The organism is Nocardia sp. NPDC051833 (assembly GCF_040681225.1).
Taxonomy (GTDB): domain Bacteria; phylum Actinomycetota; class Actinomycetes; order Mycobacteriales; family Mycobacteriaceae; genus Nocardia.
In genome coordinates this window covers 1,913,588-1,933,836 of the sequence record NZ_JBFAYK010000001.1, presented here as the reverse complement: position 1 = coordinate 1,933,836, position 20,249 = coordinate 1,913,588, and the positions used below count along the sequence as shown (strand labels likewise).

The following is a 20,249-nucleotide window of genomic DNA, read 5'->3' as shown; positions in this document are numbered from 1 at the left end:
TTCGACCCGCTCCCGGTAGCCTGCAGGAATGGCCGGCGGGGCGATGGCGGGCTCGATGTTCGGGCGCTATGAAATGCGCAGACTCCTCGGAGTCGGCGGTATGGGGGAGGTCTACGAGGCCTACGACACCTCCAAGAGTCGCACTGTCGCCGTCAAGGTACTCAACCGCGAGCTGGCCAGGGACCCCGTCTACGTGCAGCGATTCCGGCGGGAGTCGCACGCGATGGCGAGTGTGCAGGAACCGCACGTCATCCCGGTGCACGACTGGGGCGAGGTCGACGGCGTCCTCTACATCGACATGCGGCTGGTCAAGGGCACCGATCTCAAGGACCGCCTGCAGCGGCACGGCAGGCTGACGCCCGGCGAGGCGGTGCAGGTGGTGGAGCAGATCGCCGCCGCGCTCGACGCCGCGCACGAGATCGGCCTGATCCACCGCGACGTGAAGCCGGCCAACATCCTGCTCACCAGCAGCATGTTCGCCTACCTGGTCGACTTCGGCATCGCCCACACCGACTCCGATCCGCAGCTGACCAGCACCGGCAGTGCCGTCGGCTCGATGGCCTACATGGCGCCGGAACGCTTCGAGGACGCGCCGCTGACCGCCGCCGTCGACACCTACGCACTCAGCTGTGTGCTCTACGAGGCGCTGGTCGGGCGGGTCCCGTACCCGGTGAACAGCCTCGCGGGCGCGATCGGCTCGCATCAGATGGCGCCACCGCCGCGGCCGAGCGCTGTCGACCCGGCGCTGGAGTTCTTCGATCCGGTGATCGATCGCGGCATGGCCAAGCGGCCGGGGCAGCGCTACGCCACCCCCGGTGACCTGGCCCGCGCCGCCCGCGCGGCGCTGGTGCAGGGCGAGCGGGCCGCCCCGCGTACCGCGCCGGGTCCGCAGGTGGCGGCCGCGACCGTGGTCGGCCCGGTGACCGGGCCCCGGTCCTACGACACCGGTGCACCACCGCCGCCGACCGTGTCCGGCCCCCAGGTGGTGGTTCCGCAGGTCTCCGGTCCACAGCCGCAGTGGACCCCGCCGCCGGGCTACCAGGTCGGCGCCCCGCAGCAGCCCACCCGGGTCGGCGGGTACACCCATCCGTCCGCGCCGCTGCCGCTGCCGCCGCAGCGCGGTTCGTCGACGCCGATCCTGGCCGGGGCACTGGGCGCGCTGATCGTGGTGGCCGTGGTCGGCGTCGCGGTGTGGGTGATGCTGAGCGTCGGTGACGACAAGCAGAAGACCATCGCCGATCCGCCGATCACGACCACCGGGGAGGTCGTCCCGCCGCCGGTGATCGAGACGGTCAGCCAGACCGTCACCACCACGCGGGTCGTGCCGACCCCGACCAGGACGACGGTGCCGCCGCTGCAATCGAGTGTCAGCGGCGCCGACGGCCAGGGCTTCCTGAACAGCCCACGCTGCAACGACAACGACGCCGCGATGACGATCGCGCGCACCACCGGTTCGCGCGTGGTCATCTGCCATACCGGCGACAACCGCTACTACTACAAGGGCGCCAGGGCCAGCGACGGTCTCGGCATCGAACTCGACGACCCGGTGCCGACCGGCGGCGGCGGTTTCACCGCCACCAACCCGACCGACGGCACGCAGTATCAGCTCAGCCCCGCCGGGCTCACCATCGTCAAGGGTGGATCCGTGCTGGCCAGCGAGTCGGTGACGGAATTCGCCCATCGCTGATCGGCCCGCCGGGATATGTTCGCGGTAGAGGGTGTCACCGAGAGAGGTTTTGGAAAATGCGCGCAGCCCAGGTCGGCAAGCTGGATGGTCCGTCGGCGATCGAGATCGTCGACCTGCCCGAGCCGGTGGCCTATCCCGGCGGGGTCCTGATCGACGTGCACGCCGCGGGCATCGCCTTCCCGGACGTGCTGATGACGCGCGGCCTGTACCAGATGAAGCCGGGCCTGCCGTTCGTCGTCGGCGGCGAGGTGGCGGGCGTGGTGCGCGAGGCGCCGGAGGGCTCGGCCCTGCGGCCCGGTGATCGGGTCGCCGCGCTGACCATGCTCGGCAACGCCGTCGCCGAGGTGGCCGTCTCGCCCGAGCACGCCGTGTTCAAGCTGCCCGACAACGTCTCGCTCGACGCCGGCGCCGGCATCCTGTTCAACGACCTCACCGTGCACTTCTGCCTGACCAAGCGCGGCCGGATCGCCCAGGGCGAGACGGTGCTGGTGCACGGCGCGGCGGGCGGCATCGGCACCTCCACCCTGCGGATGGCCAGGGCGCTGGGCGCGGGCCGGGTGATCGCCGTGGTGAGCACCGAGTCGAAGGCGCAGGTGGCCAAGGCCAACGGCGCGACCGACGTGGTGCTGACCGAGGGCTGGCTGGCAGCGGTGAAGGAGCTCACCGACGGCCGCGGCGTCGACATCGTGCTGGACCCGGTGGGCGGCGACCGCTTCACCGACAGCGTCCGCTCGCTGGCCGGCGGCGGCAGGCTGCTGGTGGTCGGTTTCACCGCGGGCGAGATCCCGACCGTGAAGGTGAACCGGCTGCTGCTCAAGAACGTCGAGGTGGTCGGGGCCGCGTGGGGCGAGTGGGTGATGACGCACCCGACCTACCTGGCCGAACAGTGGGCCGAGGTCGAGCCGCTGCTGGCCTCCGGTGCCATCCCCGCGCCGGAGCCGGTGCTGTACCCGCTGGAGAAGACCGCCGAAGCCGTTGCGGCGCTGGACAACCGGACCGCCACCGGCAAGGTCGTCGTCCAGCTGCGCTGAGCGCGGGACGGGGTGGGCCAGTATCGTCCACCTCGTCACCGGGCCGTCGAAGGAGTCGCATGCAGCTGTCGAATCGGGTGCTGAACCGGACGTTGCTCGCGCGTCAGCACCTGCTGGAGCGCTCGACGCTGAGTACCCCGCAGATGTGCGATCACCTCATCGGCCTGCAGGCCCAGGATGTGCCGCCGCCGTTCGTCGGATTGTGGAGCCGGATCACCGATTTCGATCCGGCGACGGTGTCGGCCGGGCTGGAGGATCGGTCGCTGGTGCGGATCACCCTGATGCGCGGCACCATTCACCTGGTCACCCCGCCGGACGCGCTGCGGATCGCGCCGCACATCCAGCCGGAACTGGAGAAGGTGCCGTTCCGCAAGGGGTTCAACTACGGGGCGATGGTCGGTCTCGACCCCGAGGAGCTGCGCGCGCACGGCGAATCCGTGCTCGGTGACGCGCCGATGGCCGCCGCCGACCTGCGCACCGAGGCGGCCAGGCTCTACCCCGACCGCGATCCCGGCCCGGTCGTGCAGACCTGGCTCTACCAGCTCCCGGTCCTGCAGACCCCGCCGCGCGGCCGCTGGCGCGACAACAGCAGGCCGGTGTGGTCGCGGGTCGAACCCTGGCTGGGCGCCCCGCTCGACCCGGACTATCCGGTGGCCGAACTGATCCTGCGCTACCTGCGCGCGTTCGGGCCCGCCAGCACGATGGACATGCAGACCTGGTCCCGGCTGCCCGCCATGAAGCAGGCCGTCGCCGCGCTGGGCGATCGGGTCCGCACCTACACCGACGAGCGTGGCCGCACCCTCTACGACGCCGCCGACCTCACCCTCGCCGACCCCGATCAGCCCGCGCCGGTCCGCCTGCTCGGCTGGTACGACAACCTGCTGCTGTCCCATCAGGACCGCAGCCGCGTGCTCGGCGACGATTCCGCGCCGCCGCTGCGCGCCTTCGCCTCCTGGGTCTCCCCGGTGCTCATCGACGGCTTCCTCGCCGGGATGTACAAGGTCTTCGTGAAGTCCGGCACCGCGCGCCTGCGGATCAGCCCGGTCCGCGCCTGGACGAAAGCCGAAGCGGCGCAGGTCGAAGCGGAGGCCGCGGCGCTGCTCGCCTTCCTCGAACCGGAATCGACGCCCGCCGTGGAGATCCTGGCGCCCGGCGCGGACGTCCGGCCGTGACACGCGTTTAACGCCGTGGCAACACCGCCTTCCTAGGGTCGGTGCCACGACGTTCATGGCTGCAACGGACGACGTGCTCCGCTGATCCGGGCGGGCGAACCAGCCGCATCCGCAGAAGAGGTGCGCGCATGGGTTCCCCCGCGTCCGTTGTCATCACCGACGTCACCGTCTACACCGAACAGGGCTGGGCGCCCGGCGAGGTCGTCGTCCGCGACGGTGTCGTCGTCGCCCTCGCGGCTGGTCCCGAACACGCCGGTCTGCCCCGTTTCGACGGCGGTTCCGGCTATCTGCTGCCCGGCTTCGTCAACACCCACACCCACCTGCAACAAGCCGTGCTGCGCGGTGCCGGTGAGGGTCTGCCGCTGCTCGAATGGTTGCGCTGCGTCGGCGAGTTCACGGTCGCTGCCACGCCGGAGCAGACCTATCTCTCGGCGCTGGCCGGTGGCCTGGAACTGCTACGCAGCGGGGTCACGACGGTGGTCGAGCACCTGTGGCCGAACCCGTCGGACGCGGTCCACCAGGCGATGATCCGGGCGCTCGACGAGCTCGGTATCCGGGTCGTGCTCGGTCGTGGCATCGCCGATCGCGCCGACCTCACCCGCAAGTGGGGCCTGGATCCGCGCCTGCTGCAACCACTGGACGAGGCGCTGGCCCACGTCGACGCCCTCGACGCGCAGCTGCGCGGCACCCGGATCACCACCGCGCTGGCCGTGCCCAACCCCCGCTGCCTCACCCCGGAGGGTATGGCCGCCACCCGCGAATACGCCCAGGCGACCGGCAAGACGGTGTCGATACATGTTCTGGAGACCACCACCGACGACGACATGTGCCGATTGCATGCAGGCGCCGGTGCCGTCGACTACCTCGACGCGAGCGGTTTCCTCTGGGATCGCACCTTGGCGGTGCACTGCGTCAACCTCGACGCGCACGGTCGCGCGGTCTTCGCCGAGCGCGGTGTGGCCGTGTCCTACAACCCGGTCTCCAATATGCGTCTCGGCAGCGGCGTCGCCCCGGTGCCGGAGCTGCTGGCCGCGGGCGTCGACGTGACGCTCGGCGTCGACGGTGCCGCCAGCAACGACACCCAGGACATGCTGCTGGCGCTGCGCTTCGGCGCGTTCCTGCAGCGTGCGGCCAACAAGCGGGCCGATCTGCTCGGCTTCGCCGACATGCTGCACATGGCCACCGGCGCGGCGGGCCGCGTCCTCGGCGGGCCGAGCCGCACCGGCGTCGCCGTCGGCGACCGCGCCGATCTCACCCTGGTCCGCTTCGATCGCGACTTCGCCTGCCTGCCGGTCCTCGACCCCGGCGCCACGCTGCTCACCGCCGCGTCACCCCGGGTGATCGACACCGTCTGGGTCGACGGCGAGGCCGTGCTCCGCGACGGCGTCAGCACCCGGGTCGACGCGCAAGACCTCGCGTCGCGCCTGCTTCGCATGCGCTGATTGTTAATACACCGGAAACGAACAACACATTGCATGTAATTCAGTTCATTCACACTGATGTTGATCAGAAGTTGCACGCAACATCGACAATCCGCAGGAGAAGGTGATCACGGTGACGCTCTACGACACGGTGAACGACGCCGACGCGAGGACGCTGCTGTCCGGCCTGGAGGTCTCCTTCGCCGGCGTCGGCAAGCGATTCGGCGGCGACGAGGGCACGCTCGCCCTGACCGAGATCTACCTCGACCTCCGCGAGGGCGAATTCGTCGCGGTGGTCGGCCCGTCCGGCTGCGGCAAGTCGACGCTGCTGCGCCTGGCCGCCGGCCTCGAAGCGGTGAGCACGGGCGCCGTCGCGGTCCGCACGGACTCGATCGGCTTCATCTTCCAGGAAGCCACCCTGCTGCCGTGGCGCAAGGTCCGCCGCAATGTCGAACTCTCGGCCCAGCTGGCCGGGGTCGACCGGGCGGTGCGCCGCGAGCGGGTCGAGCGCGCCATCGCGGCGGTCGGTCTCGCCGACTTCGCGAACAAACTGCCGCACCAGCTCTCGGGCGGCATGCGGATGCGCGTCTCGCTGGCCAGGGCGCTCTCGCTGGAACCGCGGCTGATGCTGCTCGACGAGCCGTTCGGCGCGCTCGACGAGATGACCAGGCTGAACATGCAGGAGGAACTGCTGCGGCTCTACCGCGACAACGCCTTCACCGCGCTGTTCATCACCCACTCGGTCTCCGAGGCGGTGTTCCTGGCCTCGCGGGTGGTGGTGATGTCGGCCCGGCCCGGCCGCGTCCACGAGGTGATCGACGTGGACCTGCCGTACCCGCGGGACCGCGAGCTGCGCTTCGATCCCGCCTTCACCGAACTCGTCTCGCGCGTCTCGCGCTCGCTGAAAGAGGCTGCCTGATGGTCAGTATCGCGGCCCGCGCCGTCGCTCCCGCCCGTTCGCGCCCGGCCTTGCCCGCGCCACAGCTCCGCAGGTTCGCCCGCGCGCTCGTCGCCCCGGCGGTGTCGATCGCGCTGGCGCTGGCCGCCTGGTACGCGGTGTCGATGCTGGTGCTCAGCGAGAGCCGCCGCTTCCTGCTGCCGCCGCCGCACGTCGTGTTCGGCGAATCCCTCGCCGACCCGGCCAAGCTCGAGGTGATGGTCGAGGCGCTGGCGGTCACCGCCCGCGTCGCGCTCACCGGTCTGCTGATCTCGGCGGTGCTCGGTGTCGCCATCGCGGTGCTGATGAGCCAGGCCAAGCCGATCGAACAGGTCGTCTACCCGTATGCCGTGGTGCTGCAGGCCATTCCGGTGCTCGCGGTGGTGCCACTGATCGGGCTGTGGCTCGGCTACGGTTTCGCCGCCCGCACGACGGTCTGCGTGCTCATCGCCATCCACCCGATCATCGCGATGACCCTGTTCGGCATCAAATCCGTCGACGCCAACCTCCAGGAACTGTTCACCCTCGGCCGCGCGGGCAGGCTGCGCAGGCTCTGGTCGCTGCAACTGCCCGCCGCGCTGCCGTCGACCCTGACCGGATTGCGCACCGCCGCCGGGCTCTCGGTCACCGGCGCGATCATCGGCGACATGTTCTTCGCGCAGGGCAAACCCGGCATCGGCACCCTGCTCGACACCTACCGCGCCCGCCTGCAATCGGAGGACCTGATCGGCGCGCTGCTGCTGGCCGCCCTGTTCGGCGTGCTCGTGTTCACCGTTTTCACCCTGGTGCAGAAGGTCAGCGTCGGCCGCTGGCACAACTCCGCGCACTAGCTCGTCCCCCCCGCACAGAGGATCAACCATGAAGACACTTCCCCTGCGGCGCGTCGGCATCGCCGCGCTCGCCGTGCTGCTGGCCGGCGCCGCGACCGCCTGTTCCGACGACACCGCCGACGGTCCCGCCGTCGCACTGGAACCGGCGCCCGCCGAGCAGCAGCTCGCCGGGGCCTGCCCGAGCACCGTCGTCGTCCAGTTGCAGTGGGCGCCCGAGACCGACTCCGGGCCGATCTTCGGCCTGCTCGGTCCCGGCTACCGGGTCGACGCCGACAACAACAAGATCACCGGTCCGCTGGTCGCCGACGGCAAGGACACGGGGGTGAAGCTGGAGATCCGGGCGGGCGGCCCGGCGATCGGCTTCCAGACGGTGCCGTCGCAGATGTATGTCGACCAGAGCATCACGCTGGGGCTGGCCCATTCCGAGCACGCCATCGCCGCCGCCGGCCAGCAGCCGATCGTGGCGGTCACCACGCTGCTGCGCAACAGTCCGCAGATGCTGATGTGGGATCCGAAGACGCACCCGGAGTGGCAGGGCATCGCCGATATCGGCAAGTCGGGCAAGCCGATCGTGGTGTCGAAGGGACAGCTGTACCCGGACTGGCTGGTCGCTCGCGGGCTGGTGCAGCAGAGCCAGATCGACGCCTCCTACGACAACTCCCCGTCGCGGTTCGTCACCGATCCGTCCTTCGCCCAGCAGGGTTTCGCCAATGCCGAACCCTTCACCTACGAGCACGAGGTGCGGGCCTGGAACAAGCCCGTCGCCTATCAGCTGCTCAAGGACGTCGGGTACGAGGGCTACGCCCGCACCGTGAACGTGCGGGCCGACAAGCTCGCCGAACTGCGGCCCTGCTTGCAGAAGCTGGTGCCGATGATCCAGCAGGCGACCGCGCGGTTCAAGGCCGATCCCACACCGGTCGACGACGTCGTCGTCGACGTGGTGTCGAAGAACCCCAAGCTCAACCCCTACAGCGCGGAACTGGCCGCGTTCGGGTCGACGGCCCTCATCGACGGCGGCCTGATCGGCAACGACACCGACGGTGTCCTCGGCAGTTTCGACGAGGCCCGCGTCCAGCGCATCATCGACGAATTCGGCCCCATCCTGCGCAAGGGCGGCGCGAACGTGCCGACCGGACTGACCGCGAAGGACCTGGTCACCAAGGAATTCCTCGATCCCGCCATCTCCGTCACCGGATAAGGAGTCACCCCATGACCACCAGTTACGACCTGTCCGAGGTCTCCCGCGAGAAGCAGATGGGCGGCCTCGGGAAGGAGACCGACGCCCGCGAGATCCGCGTCGTCGACCTCACCGACTTCGAGAACCGCCGCGCCGAGATCACCGAGGAGCTGTGGGCGGCCGCCACCGAGATCGGCTTCTTCCAGCTCTCCGGCCACGGCATCCCGCAGGACCTGATCGACGAGATGTTCGGCGCGACAGCCGATTTCTTCGCACTGCCCGAGGCGGTCAAAGGGCAGTATCCGCTGGTCAAGAAGAACAACGCGGGGTGGGAGAGCCTGAGCCAGGTGCGGCCGTCGATCGGCGTACCTGACCAGAAGGAGTCCTACCAGATCACCCGGCCGCACATGGACCAGCTCTGGCCCAGCGAGACCGAACTCGCCGGATTCCGTGCCCGTGTCCTCGATTTCGAGGAACGGGCCTGGGCGGTGGCGATGCGGGTGCTGTCCTGCTTCGCCGACCGGCTCGGCCTGCCCCGCGACCACTTCACCGCCGCGCACGATCCCGCCTCGCCGGACTACCAGAGCGCGCTGCGCCTGCTGCACTACTTCGCGGTGCCCGCGGAACTGCGTGGCGTCCCCGGCCGCTGGCGGGCGGGCGCGCACACCGACTTCGACTGCCTGACCCTGCTGTTCCAGCGCGACGGGCAGGGCGGGCTGCAGGTGTGCCCCGGCAAGGAGATGGACGAGCAGGAATGGACCTCCATCACCCCGTCGTCGAGCCTGATCACCTGCAATATCGGGGACATGCTGACCCGCTGGAGCGATGACCTGCTGCCGTCGAACTTCCACCGCGTCCGCAGCCCGGGTGAGGGCGAGTACCAGGGCGAGCGCTACAGCATCGCCTACTTCGCCCAGGCCGATCGCGACGCGGTCATCCAGGGCCCCGTGGGCAAGTACCCGCCCGTCACCGCCGCCGACTTCCTGGCACAGCGGGTACAGGCGAACTACCGGCCGCAGGGATAATCGAGCACCGAAACGGAAAGGACCACGGCGATGACCGACGAGAGCTCTGCGCTGCTGGGCCAGTCTGTGCACCGGCAGATCAGGCAGATGGTCCTCGCCGGCGAGCTGGCCCCTGGCCGATCGCTCAGCGTGCCCGCGTTGGCGACCCAGCTCGGGGTCAGCCGCAGCCCCGTCCGCGAGGCGGTGCAGCAGCTGATCTACGAGGGGCTGGCCGTCAGCGCGCCGCACGCGGGCGCGAAGGTGGCCGCCGTCGACGCGGCGCAGATCCGCGATGTCCTCGCGGTCCGCGCCGCGCTCGACGGGCTCGCCGCCGCGGCCGCCGCCACCCGGCTCACCGAGGCCGACCTGGACAAGCTCGCGAGCATCATCGCGGCCCAGGAGGCCAACCTCGACGACGCCACCGACGCGGCCCGCGACGCCCAGCTCGACCTGGAGTTCCACACCTTCATCCGGGACGCCTCCGGCAACAGCTGCGTCGTCGACGAACTGGCCCGGCTGGAAGCCAAGGCCCACCTCTACCGCGGTGACCTGTGGTGCTCGGCCCGCAACCGCCGCGTCGCCCTGCGCGAACACCGGCGCATCGTCGAGGCGCTGGAATCCGGGCATGCCGAATCGGCCCGCGCGGCCGCCGAGGCGCACGTGCACGGCCTGCTGACCCGCCTGGGCAGGCAGTGACGGTTCAGCGCGGCTCGCGGTAGGCGGGCGCCTTCGCGGTGCCCGCCGGGGTCAGCGTGCGCAGCAGCGGCATGGTGCGCCGCGCGATCACCGTCGACAGCACGATCACGCTGTGCGAACGCACCACCGAACCGGTCCGGTCGATGCTCAGCAGCACCGCTTGCAGGCCGGCGTGCGAGTCGGCGCCGATCCGGCACAGCACGTCGCCGGAACCGGTGGTCGCGTAGGCCTCGAGCACGCCGGGAATGGCCGCGAGCTCGGCGCTGACGGTGTCGAGCGCGCCCTGCGCGATCTCGAGCGTCACGAAGGCCTGCACATCGAATCCGGCCGCGGTGACATCGATCTGCGGATCGTAGGAGGCGATCACCCCCGACTCCTCCATCCGGTTGATCCGCGCCTGCACGGTGGCCCGCGCGACCTTCGTGCGGCGCGACAGCTCGAGGATTCCGGCCTTCTGATACGTGTGCATCGCGGTCAGGATCGCGAGATCGAGTTCGTCCAGTTTCGCCGGCGTGCGCATGCGGGAGACCTCCGTGCCGTCCGCGGTCGGGTGCTATTCAAATTGTCCACCATCAGCGGGGAATCGGTGGCTTCTCGTGTCAGCCTGTTCAGGGTTCGGCGGTGTAGTTGCCTAGCTCGGCCGGGGCGGGATTTCCTTGGTCATGACCATTGAGCAGCAGCTCGTCGGGCTGATCGAGCACGACGACAGTGTCGATCCGTTTCCGGTGATCGGGTGGGACGCGCTGGTGTGGGTCGTCGGCAACGCGACCCAGAGCGCGCACTACCTGCAGTCGGCGTTCGGGATGCGGCTGGAGGCGTACTCCGGTCCCGAGACCGGCAATCGCGACCACAAGGCGTTCGTGCTGCGCAGCGGGGGAGCGCGCTTCGTCTTGCAGGGCGCGGTCGACCCGGACAGTCCGCTCGTCGCCCATCACGACCGGCACGGCGACGGCATCGTCGACATCGCGCTCGAGGTGCCCGATGTGGACCGCTGCATCGACTGGGCCCGCGACCACGGCGCGCGGATCCTGGTCGAACCACACGACGCGACCGACGAATTCGGCACCGTCCGCTCCGCGGCGCTGGCCACCTACGGCGAGACCAGGCACACGCTGGTCGACCGGTCGCGGTACTACGGTCCGTACCTGCCCGGCTATGTCGCGCGCACCTCCACCCACCAGCGGCGCACCGCCCGGTTGTTCCAGGCGATCGACCACGTGGTCGGCAACGTGGAGCTCGGCATGATGGACCGCTGGGTCGACTTCTACCGCGGCGTCATGGGATTCACGAACATGGCCGAGTTCGTCGGCGACGACATCGCCACCGAGTACTCCGCGCTGATGAGCAAGGTCGTCGCCAACGGCAACCACCGGGTCAAGTTCCCGCTCAACGAACCCGCCGTGGGCCGCAAGCGATCCCAGATCGACGAGTACCTCGAGTTCTATCGCGGCCCCGGCGTCCAGCACATCGCCCTGGCCACCGGCGACATCATCGCCACCGTCGACGCGCTGCGCGCAGAGGGCGTCGAATTCCTGCCCACCCCCGACGCCTACTACGAGGACCCCGAACTGCGCGAACGGATCGGGCACGTGCGGGTCCCGGTGGGGGAGCTGCAGCGCCGCGGCATCCTGGTCGACCGCGACGAGGACGGCTACCTGCTGCAGATCTTCACCCGCCCCGTCGCCGACCGCCCCACGGTCTTCTTCGAACTCATCGAGCGACACGGCTCGCTCGGCTTCGGAAAGGGCAATTTCAAGGCCCTTTTCCAGGCCATCGAACGCGAGCAGGAGGCCCGCGGCAACCTGTGAGTGCCGCGGCGTTGCCATTACAGTTCATGGCATGCGGATCCCCTCGGCGATCATCACCGGCATGGCTCTGGTTGTCGTGCTGACGTCGTGCGGATCGGGGGGCGACTCCGATACGCCGACCGGCCCGATGCGACCACCACCGAAGGTGGCCTCGCTCGGCCCGTTCGTCGGCGAGTGCGGCCACGTCACCGACGACGAGGTGCGCACCATGGCCGGTATCGGCCAGCTCTCGCGGGTCTACAAGAACGCCACCGGCTGCAACTGGGAGTCGGCCGGATTGTCCTCGCCCAGTGTGACGTTCGCCTCCTATCGCGGCAGTCCGATCGAGCGGGAGAAGGCCTGGGTGTCCAACGTGGGCCGCAACCCGCAGGCCATCGATGTCGGCGGGCGTCCCGGCTTCCAGGCCCTCGACCCCGACGGCACGATCTGTGATCTCGCCGTTCAGCTGGACGACGACTTCTTCGAGTGGTCGATGTCGTACGGCGCGTTCGCGGCCGCGGGCAATCCGTGCGACAAGGCCAGGCAACTGGCCGAACTGACCGTGGGACGGCTGCAGTGAGCGCGCGCCGGATCGTCGCCGCCCTGTCGTCCGCGCTGGTGCTCACCGCGGCGCTGGCCGGCTGTGGTGCGAAGGTTCCCGGCACCGCGCAGCCGCTGGGCAGCGGTGGTGGCGACGAGCCGATCAACACCAACTTCGACAAGCTGCTGCGCGAGTGCGAGGTGGTCGCTCCCGAGAAGATCGGCGAGATCGTCGGCAACGCCGATTACGTGAATACCTCCTTCAGCGGCGCCGTCTGCATGTGGAACATCGAGGACGCCCCCGGCGGCAGTGCCATGGCCACGCTCAACTGGTACGAGATGGGTACGCTGAACAACGAGAAGACCACCAACGACAAGTTGGGCTACCTCACCGGCGACATCACCGTGCAGGGCCGCAGGGCGCTGCAGGTGCGCAGGCCGAACGACAACGACTCCTGCGGCGTCACCGCCCCGGCCGCCGATGTCGGGGTCGTCGGCTGGTGGATCAATTACAAACCCGGTTCGGCCCATCCGGATCCGTGCGCCGCCGCCCAGAAATTGGTGGAGCTGACCTTGGATCTGGCCCGGTAGAAGCCTTGACGGGCCACCCCGCTTTGACCCGGATTCGGGCACGCGGGTATCGTGGATCCCTGTGCCCGGATTGCTACGGGCAAGTTCGTGCGTGAACGTAGGCCAGCGAGAGCGGCCGGAACGTTCCAGCGTGCCCAGAAAAAGGGCCCTGAGCTGCGCGCGACACGCCCGACCGCGGGTAAACGGAAACACGGTCGGACGTGCGAGTGAAAGCTCGATGAACTGAAGACATGTGTTCCGACAGCCGCAATTACCAATAAGGAAAGCCGGTCTATGCCAACCATCAACCAGCTGGTCCGCAAGGGTCGCCGCGACAAGGTCTCCAAGACCAAGACTGCGGCCCTGAAGGGGAGCCCGCAGCGTCGTGGTGTGTGCACTCGCGTGTACACCACCACCCCCAAGAAGCCGAACTCCGCGCTGCGTAAGGTCGCGCGTGTTCGCCTGACCAGCGCAGTCGAGGTCACGGCGTACATCCCCGGCGAGGGCCACAACCTGCAGGAGCACTCGATGGTGCTCGTCCGTGGCGGTCGTGTGAAGGACCTCCCCGGTGTCCGCTACAAGATCATCCGTGGCTCGCTGGACACCCAGGGTGTGAAGAACCGCAAGCAGGCCCGCAGCCGCTACGGCGCCAAGAAGGAGAAGAGCTGATATGCCACGCAAGGGCCCCGCACCCAAGCGTCCGCTGATCAACGACCCGGTCTACGGGTCGCCGCTGGTCACTCAGCTGGTCAACAAGATCCTGCTGGACGGTAAGAAGTCCACCGCCGAGCGCATCGTCTACGGTGCTCTCGAGCAGGCGCGTGAGAAGACCGGCACCGACCCGGTCGTCACCCTCAAGCGTGCGCTGGACAACGTCAAGCCCGCCCTCGAGGTGAAGCCCCGCCGTGTCGGTGGCGCCACCTACCAGGTGCCGGTCGAGGTCCGTCCGGGCCGCGCCAACACCCTGGCGCTGCGCTGGCTGGTCAGCTACTCCCGCGCCCGTCGCGAGAAGACCATGGTCGAGCGTCTCGCCAACGAGCTCCTCGACGCCAGCAACGGCCTCGGCGCTTCGGTGAAGCGTCGCGAGGACACCCACAAGATGGCCGAGTCGAACCGGGCCTTCGCGCACTACCGCTGGTGATTGCCGCCCGGCCCGTCGCTAGTGTCGGCGCCGGAAGGCTTTCAGTCGGGACGCGGCACTTCGGTGCCGCCCCCGGCGTTGACATTGTGACGACCCGAACCAGGGTCGTTCCCGAGAATTCCAACTAGCTAACGAGCGGGGAAGATTTCCGTGGCACAGGACGTGCTCACCGACCTGAACAAGGTCCGCAACATCGGCATCATGGCCCACATCGATGCGGGCAAGACCACCACTACCGAACGCATCCTCTTCTACACCGGTATCACGTACAAGATCGGTGAGGTCCACGACGGCGCGGCCACGATGGACTGGATGGAGCAGGAGCAGGAGCGTGGTATCACCATCACCTCCGCCGCTACCACCTGCTTCTGGAAAGACAACCAGATCAACATCATCGACACCCCCGGGCACGTCGACTTCACCGTCGAGGTGGAGCGGTCGCTGCGCGTGCTCGATGGTGCGGTCGCCGTGTTCGACGGCAAAGAGGGTGTCGAGCCGCAGTCCGAGCAGGTGTGGCGTCAGGCCGACAAGTACGACGTGCCGCGTATCTGCTTCGTGAACAAGATGGACAAGCTCGGCGCCGACTTCTACTTCACGGTGCAGACCATCAAGGACCGTCTCGGTGCCAAGCCGCTGGTCATCCAGCTGCCGATCGGCGCGGAGAACGACTTCGAGGGCATCGTCGACCTGGTCGAGAACAACGCCAAGGTCTGGAAGGGCGAGACCAAGCTCGGCGAAGAGTACGAGGTCGTCGAGATCCCGGCCGATCTCAAGGACCGGGCCGAGCAGTACCGTCAGGAGCTGCTCGAGACCGTCGCCGAGTCCGACGAGTCCCTGCTGGAGAAGTTCTTCGGCGGCGAGGAGCTCTCGGTCGAGGAGATCAAGGGCGCCATCCGCAAGATGACGGTCAACTCCGAGCTGTACCCGGTGCTGTGTGGTTCCGCGTTCAAGAACAAGGGCGTGCAGCCCATGCTCGACGCGGTCATCGACTACCTGCCCTCCCCGCTGGATGTCGAGGCCACCACCGGCCACATCCCGGGCAAGGAAGAGGAGCTCGTCACCCGCAAGCCGAACGTCGACGAGCCGTTCGCGGCGCTGGCGTTCAAGATCGCGGTGCACCCGTTCTTCGGTGAGCTCACCTACGTCCGCGTGTACTCGGGCAAGGTCGACTCCGGCTCGCAGGTCGTCAACTCGACCAAGGGCAAGAAGGAGCGCCTGGGCAAGCTGTTCCAGATGCACTCCAACAAGGAGAACCCGGTCACCACCGCGTCGGCCGGCCACATCTACGCCGTGATCGGTCTGAAGGACACCACCACCGGTGACACCCTCTCCGACCCGCAGAACCAGGTCGTCCTCGAGTCGATGACGTTCCCGGACCCGGTCATCGAGGTCTCGATCGAGCCCAAGACCAAGTCCGACCAGGAGAAGCTCGGCACCGCGATCCAGAAGCTGGCGCGCGAGGATCCGACGTTCTCGGTCAAGCTGGACGCCGAGACCGGCCAGACCGTCATCGGCGGCATGGGCGAGCTCCACCTCGACATCCTCGTCGACCGCATGAAGCGCGAGTTCAAGGTCGAGGCGAACGTCGGTAAGCCGCAGGTGGCCTACCGCGAGACGATCACCAAGCCGGTCGAGAAGCTCGAGTTCACGCACAAGAAGCAGACGGGTGGCTCCGGCCAGTTCGCGAAGGTCATCATCGCGGTCGAGCCCTTCGTCGGCGAGGACGGCGCGCACTACGAGTTCGAGAACAAGGTCTCCGGCGGTCGCGTGCCCCGTGAGTACATCCCGTCGGTCGACGCGGGTGCCCAGGACGCCATGCAGTACGGCGTGCTCGCCGGCTACCCGCTGGTGAACCTGAAGGTCACCCTGCTCGACGGCGCGTACCACGACGTCGACTCCTCGGAAATGGCGTTCAAGATCGCGGGCTCGCAGGCCCTCAAGGAAGCGGCCCGTAAGGCCGGTCCGGTGATCCTCGAGCCGCTCATGGCGGTCGAGGTCATCACGCCCGAGGATTACATGGGCGACGTGATCGGCGACCTCAACTCCCGCCGTGGCCAGATCCAGGCCATGGAGGAACGCAGTGGTGCCCGTGTCGTCAAGGCGCTGGTTCCGCTCTCGGAGATGTTCGGCTACATCGGTGACCTGCGGTCGAAGACCCAGGGTCGCGCGAACTACTCCATGGTGTTCGCCCAGTACGCGGAGGTTCCGGCCAACGTGTCCAAGGAGATCATCGCCAAGGCGACCGGCGAGTAATTCGCTTGCCGGGGCCAAGTACGCTTGGCCCCGGCAACCGGGCGTCAGCACGACCCCCCTTAATAACCGCACTGCTGCAAAAAAGCACGCACTAACTAGTCCAGGAGGACAACAGTGGCGAAGGCGAAGTTCGAGCGGACGAAGCCCCACGTCAACATCGGCACCATCGGTCACGTCGACCACGGCAAGACCACGCTGACTGCGGCGATCACCAAGGTGCTGGCTGACAAGTACCCGGATCTGAACGCCGCGTTCGCGTTCGATCAGATCGACAAGGCGCCGGAGGAGAAGGCTCGTGGTATCACGATCAACATCTCCCACGTCGAGTACCAGACCGAGAAGCGCCACTACGCGCACGTCGACGCCCCCGGTCACGCCGACTACATCAAGAACATGATCACCGGTGCCGCCCAGATGGACGGCGCGATCCTGGTCGTGGCCGCCACCGACGGCCCGATGCCGCAGACCCGCGAGCACGTGCTGCTCGCCCGTCAGGTCGGCGTGCCCTACATCCTGGTCGCGCTGAACAAGTCGGACATGGTCGACGACGAGGAAATCCTCGAGCTCGTCGAGATGGAGGTCCGCGAGCTGCTGGCCTCGCAGGAGTTCGACGAGGACGCGCCGGTCGTGCGTGTCTCCGGCCTGAAGGCCCTCGAGGGTGACCAGAAGTGGGCCGACGCGGTCCTCGAGCTGATGAACGCCGTCGACGAGTCGATCCCGGACCCGGTCCGCGAGACCGAGCTCCCGTTCCTGATGCCGGTCGAGGACGTCTTCACGATCACCGGTCGTGGCACCGTCGTCACCGGTCGCGTCGAGCGCGGCATCGTGAACGTGAACGAGGAAGTCGAGATCGTCGGCATCCGCGAGAAGAGCACCAAGACCACCGTCACCGGTATCGAGATGTTCCGCAAGCTGCTCGACCAGGGCCAGGCGGGCGACAACGTCGGTCTGCTGGTTCGTGGCATCAAGCGCGAAGATGTCGAGCGTGGCCAGGTCGTCGTGAAGCCGGGCACCACCACCCCGCACACCGAGTTCGAGGGCCAGGCGTACATCCTGTCGAAGGACGAGGGCGGCCGCCACACCCCGTTCTTCAACAACTACCGTCCGCAGTTCTACTTCCGTACGACTGACGTGACGGGCGTTGTGACCCTCCCCGAGGGCACCGAGATGGTCATGCCCGGTGACAACACCGAGATGTCCGTCAAGCTGATCCAGCCGGTCGCCATGGACGAGGGCCTGCGTTTCGCGATCCGTGAGGGTGGCCGCACCGTCGGCGCCGGTCGCGTCACGAAGATCATCAAGTGAGTCTCTGACTGACTGACACCGCAACGGCGTCGCTCCCCCGGGAGCGGCGCCGTTCGGCGTTTCAGGTCACCGGTGGACGGTCAGAGTTTTTGCCAGAGGGCCGGGGTGTTGGGCGGGGTCCAGTTCGGGGCGTGGGCGGTGTGGGACTGGCGGCACTGGTACTCGGCGCCGTCGTAGGTCACCTTGTCGCCGACCTGATAGGTGGCGCCCAGTTGCCAGGCGGGCGTGGCCGGGGGCGCTTCCTGGACCTGCACCTCGATCTGGATCGGGGTGTTGGTCTGGAAGGCGCTCATGCAGCCCTCGGCGACGAGGGTGTGCTTGCCCGCCGAGGTAGGTGTCCACTGTGCGGTGGCGATCAGATTCTCGCCGGGCGCGACAGGTGTGTTTCCGAGGACTTCGCCATTGTCGATGACCGCTACGGTCGATCGGAAGTCGCAGGTGATCGTCAGGGTGTAGGCCTGGCCGACATAGACGTCGTTGCTCGAGACCGTCATGCTGATCGGATTGGCCTGTGCCGGGGCTACCCCCACCAGGGCCGCCGCCATCGCAGATCCGAGGGCGGCGAAGCCGATACTCCAGGCACGTGTGTACTTCATCGTCGTCCTTGTTTGCTCACCGAGGCGAACCTCGTCGGCAGCCGGATCGCTGCCACTTCGATTGGTACACGTCGGTGTCATTCAAGATCGACAATATCGACCCGAGATGTCTGAAAGTCGTTGTCGTAGTGGATATTCGGACGCATCTCGGCCAGAGAGCCTGAGCGGTTGGGGCGTCCGTGACCCGGGAGGTCATCGTGTGGCAGCGGCGAGCTCGGTAGCGTGCGGGGCTGGTGTTTCCGATGGAGCGGAGGGTGGCGTGGCGGTGGTGCGAGGGTTCGAAGTCACTGAGGGCGTGCTCGGGCGGGGGATGCCGTATCTGGCGTTCGGGGAGGGACCGACGCTGGTGTTCCTGCGGTGGTTCATGCCGGATCATGCCAATCCGACGGGGTTGGTGCGGCGGGCGGAGGTCAAGACGATGGCGCCGCTGGCCAGGAATTTTCGGGTGTACGCGGTGAATCGGGCGCCGGGGATGGCGGCGGGGACCACGATGGCCGATATCGCGCGGGAGCACGCGGAGGGGCTGCTGGCGGAGTTCGGTGCGCCGGTGGACGTGCTCGGGATCTCCTCGGGTGGGTCGCTGGCGTTGCAGCTCGCCGCGGATCAGCCGGCGGCGGTGCGCAAGCTGGTGGTCGCCTCGTCGGGGTATCGGCTCGAGGACGCGGCCAGGGCATCGCAGATGAAGTACGCGACGGCCGCGGCCGCGGGCAAGCGGTCGCTCCAGCACCTGGCCACCCAGGGGATCGAGTCGCCGGTCAAGGCGCGGTTGGCCGGGGCGGTCGCGTGGCTGGCCGATCCGCTGGTGCGGCCGAAGAATCCGGCCGACACCCTCGCGTTCGTGCGGGCCGAGGACACCTTCGACCTCGACGGCCGACTGGCCGATATCACCGCCCCGACCCTGGTGGTCGGCGGCGACCGGGACGAGTACTACTCCGTCGACACCTTCCGGCATACCGCCGACGGCATTCCGGGCGCCCGGCTCGTGGTCTACCCGGACACCAACCACCTCGGCGCGATCAAGCACGAGCGCTTCGCGCCCGACGTCACCGCGTTCCTGACGACGCCGGGCAGCTGAGCGGCGGGATCAGGCCGGGGCGAGCCGGACGCGGACGGTGACCCGGCCGCGGTCGTCACGGTGGGTCACCGCGTGGCCGGGCTTGTCGACGCCGTCGATGCGCAGGGTGACCGGGCCACCCTCGCCGAGGAAGTTGCGCCACCACTTCTTCTTGTCGGGCAGCGCGACGCCGATGATGTACTCGTCCCCGGAGCGGCGATAGTTGACCGGGGTGCTGAAGGTCTGTCCCGAGCGCCGCCCGACATAGCTGACCTGCGCGAACGCCTTACCGAGGAACTTCCCGACGACGGGGGCTTCGGTCAGCGCGACCACGCCGGCGTTCATCCCCCGCACGACCCGGTGCAACAACGATTCCTGACTCAACGATTTCTCCTGCCTGATGATGATGACGAACGGGCTGGTCTCGCCCACGGTACCGAGCCGCTCTGGCAGTGCCCTGAGAGTTCTTGGCGCCGAGGCGGTTCCGGCGATCAGCGGATCTTGGCGCCGTAGACGTGTTCGACGGTGAGCGCCATGAGCACGCGGCGATCGGCGACCATCACCTCGCGGTACTCGGTCCAGTCCGGGTGTTCGCCCGCGGCGGCGCGGTAGTAGTCGACGAGGGCGGCGACCTCCGGCCCGTCGGGATCGGTGCCGGGCCCGGTCAGGGTGACGCTGCCTTCGGCGGTGGCCCAGGACCAGCCGTCGGGCGCGGTCACCTCGAAGGCGGCCCTGGGGTCGCGACGCAGGTTGCTGGTCTTGGCGCGGCCCTCGGTCATCGAGACGTAGATGACCCCGGCCTCGCGGTCGTAGTAGGGGGTGACGGGGGACAGCTGGGGCCGTCCGTCCGCCTTGATGGTGGCGAGTACGCCGAGCTTCGCTGCCGCGAGCAGATCGTGCGGGTCGAATGCCGCTGTCATCGGTGGGTCTCCTCTGGGTGGGCTGACGCGCTGGCCGAGGTCACCGCGAACGGCGATGTCCCCTCGTTGAGACGAACTGCGGTACCGGGTGGATTTATGCCCGCACCCTCCGGAAAACCCGTCGACAG

Annotated in this window: 21 protein-coding genes; 17 read left to right on the top strand and 4 right to left on the bottom strand. The window is 68.4% G+C overall.

The window, feature by feature from the left end:
- Positions 1-28: 28 nt before the first annotated feature.
- From AB0L91_RS08420 to AB0L91_RS08380, 9 genes are all read left to right on the top strand, one after another.
- Entirely contained in the window at positions 29-1,687 is a 1,659-nt protein-coding gene (locus AB0L91_RS08420; RefSeq protein ID WP_365008292.1) for a protein kinase, read from the top strand.
- 56 nt (positions 1,688-1,743) lie between these two features.
- Entirely contained in the window at positions 1,744-2,718 is a 975-nt protein-coding gene (locus AB0L91_RS08415; RefSeq protein WP_355273763.1) for an NADPH:quinone oxidoreductase family protein, read from the top strand.
- Between the two features lie 59 nt (positions 2,719-2,777).
- A complete protein-coding gene (locus AB0L91_RS08410) occupies positions 2,778-3,890 on the top strand; it encodes a winged helix DNA-binding domain-containing protein (RefSeq protein ID WP_365008289.1) in 1,113 nt (370 codons plus the stop codon).
- A gap of 128 nt (positions 3,891-4,018) precedes the next feature.
- The gene (locus AB0L91_RS08405) at positions 4,019-5,332 is read left to right on the top strand and encodes an amidohydrolase family protein (RefSeq protein ID WP_365008287.1); all 1,314 of its coding nucleotides are present in this window, start codon (positions 4,019-4,021) and stop codon (positions 5,330-5,332) included.
- Positions 5,333-5,444: 112 nt separating this feature from the next.
- Positions 5,445-6,230, top strand: a complete 786-nt coding sequence (locus AB0L91_RS08400; protein ID WP_365008285.1) for an ABC transporter ATP-binding protein — start codon at positions 5,445-5,447, stop codon at positions 6,228-6,230.
- Positions 6,230-7,078 (top strand): ABC transporter permease subunit, encoded by an 849-nt coding sequence (locus tag AB0L91_RS08395; RefSeq protein WP_365008283.1) that lies wholly within the window; start codon positions 6,230-6,232, stop codon positions 7,076-7,078. Before AB0L91_RS08400 ends, AB0L91_RS08395 begins: the two co-directional genes overlap by 1 nt.
- 28 nt (positions 7,079-7,106) lie before the next feature.
- Positions 7,107-8,276 carry a nitrate ABC transporter substrate-binding protein gene (locus AB0L91_RS08390; RefSeq protein ID WP_365008281.1) on the top strand — a complete coding sequence of 390 codons (1,170 nt, stop codon included), beginning with the start codon at positions 7,107-7,109 and terminating at the stop codon, positions 8,274-8,276.
- 11 nt (positions 8,277-8,287) lie between these two features.
- The gene (locus AB0L91_RS08385) at positions 8,288-9,280 is read left to right on the top strand and encodes a 2-oxoglutarate and iron-dependent oxygenase domain-containing protein (protein ID WP_365008279.1); all 993 of its coding nucleotides are present in this window, start codon (positions 8,288-8,290) and stop codon (positions 9,278-9,280) included.
- 30 nt (positions 9,281-9,310) lie between these two features.
- Positions 9,311-9,955, top strand: coding sequence for a GntR family transcriptional regulator (locus tag AB0L91_RS08380; RefSeq protein WP_365008277.1), 645 nt, complete (start codon positions 9,311-9,313; stop codon positions 9,953-9,955).
- A gap of 4 nt (positions 9,956-9,959) precedes the next feature.
- Here AB0L91_RS08380 and AB0L91_RS08375 read toward each other — a convergent pair whose 3' ends face one another.
- Entirely contained in the window at positions 9,960-10,475 is a 516-nt protein-coding gene (locus tag AB0L91_RS08375) for an Lrp/AsnC ligand binding domain-containing protein (RefSeq protein ID WP_355273739.1), read from the bottom strand.
- A gap of 142 nt (positions 10,476-10,617) precedes the next feature.
- On the opposite strand from AB0L91_RS08375, the gene hppD reads away from it, so the two are divergent.
- The 7 genes from hppD to tuf all read left to right on the top strand — a co-directional run bounded on the left by hppD (position 10,618) and on the right by tuf (position 17,551).
- Entirely contained in the window at positions 10,618-11,763 is a 1,146-nt protein-coding gene (gene hppD / locus AB0L91_RS08370; protein WP_365008273.1) for a 4-hydroxyphenylpyruvate dioxygenase, read from the top strand.
- Positions 11,764-11,794: 31 nt separating this feature from the next.
- Positions 11,795-12,322, top strand: a complete 528-nt coding sequence (locus AB0L91_RS08365; RefSeq protein WP_355273733.1) for a DUF3558 domain-containing protein — start codon at positions 11,795-11,797, stop codon at positions 12,320-12,322.
- Positions 12,319-12,873, top strand: a complete 555-nt coding sequence (locus tag AB0L91_RS08360) for a DUF3558 domain-containing protein (RefSeq protein WP_365008272.1) — start codon at positions 12,319-12,321, stop codon at positions 12,871-12,873. Before AB0L91_RS08365 ends, AB0L91_RS08360 begins: the two co-directional genes overlap by 4 nt.
- A 273-nt stretch (positions 12,874-13,146) precedes the next feature.
- Entirely contained in the window at positions 13,147-13,521 is a 375-nt protein-coding gene (rpsL, locus tag AB0L91_RS08355) for a 30S ribosomal protein S12 (protein WP_019049359.1), read from the top strand.
- Position 13,522: 1 nt separating this feature from the next.
- Positions 13,523-13,993 (top strand): 30S ribosomal protein S7, encoded by a 471-nt coding sequence (gene rpsG, locus AB0L91_RS08350; protein WP_019049358.1) that lies wholly within the window; start codon positions 13,523-13,525, stop codon positions 13,991-13,993.
- Positions 13,994-14,143: 150 nt separating this feature from the next.
- Complete coding sequence (gene fusA, locus AB0L91_RS08345; RefSeq protein WP_365008269.1) at positions 14,144-16,246, top strand: elongation factor G; 2,103 nt, start codon at positions 14,144-14,146, stop codon at positions 16,244-16,246.
- 114 nt (positions 16,247-16,360) lie between these two features.
- Positions 16,361-17,551: an elongation factor Tu gene (gene tuf, locus AB0L91_RS08340; RefSeq protein ID WP_355273724.1), complete on the top strand. Its 1,191-nt coding sequence runs from the start codon at positions 16,361-16,363 to the stop codon at positions 17,549-17,551.
- An 80-nt stretch (positions 17,552-17,631) separates the two neighbouring features.
- On the opposite strand, the gene AB0L91_RS08335 is transcribed toward tuf, so the two are convergent.
- The gene (locus tag AB0L91_RS08335; protein ID WP_365008266.1) at positions 17,632-18,147 is read right to left on the bottom strand and encodes a carbohydrate-binding protein; all 516 of its coding nucleotides are present in this window, start codon (positions 18,145-18,147) and stop codon (positions 17,632-17,634) included.
- A 259-nt stretch (positions 18,148-18,406) separates the two neighbouring features.
- On the opposite strand from AB0L91_RS08335, the gene AB0L91_RS08330 reads away from it, so the two are divergent.
- Entirely contained in the window at positions 18,407-19,222 is an 816-nt protein-coding gene (locus AB0L91_RS08330) for an alpha/beta fold hydrolase (RefSeq protein WP_365008263.1), read from the top strand.
- 9 nt (positions 19,223-19,231) lie between these two features.
- On the opposite strand, the gene AB0L91_RS08325 is transcribed toward AB0L91_RS08330, so the two are convergent.
- Together AB0L91_RS08325 and AB0L91_RS08320 are read right to left on the bottom strand one after the other, a co-directional pair.
- On the bottom strand, positions 19,232-19,546 hold the full coding sequence (locus tag AB0L91_RS08325; protein WP_355274635.1) for a nitroreductase/quinone reductase family protein: 315 nt from the start codon (positions 19,544-19,546) through the stop codon (positions 19,232-19,234).
- Positions 19,547-19,692: 146 nt separating this feature from the next.
- A complete protein-coding gene (locus tag AB0L91_RS08320) occupies positions 19,693-20,121 on the bottom strand; it encodes a PPOX class F420-dependent oxidoreductase (protein ID WP_365008261.1) in 429 nt (142 codons plus the stop codon).
- Positions 20,122-20,249 lie beyond the last annotated feature (128 nt).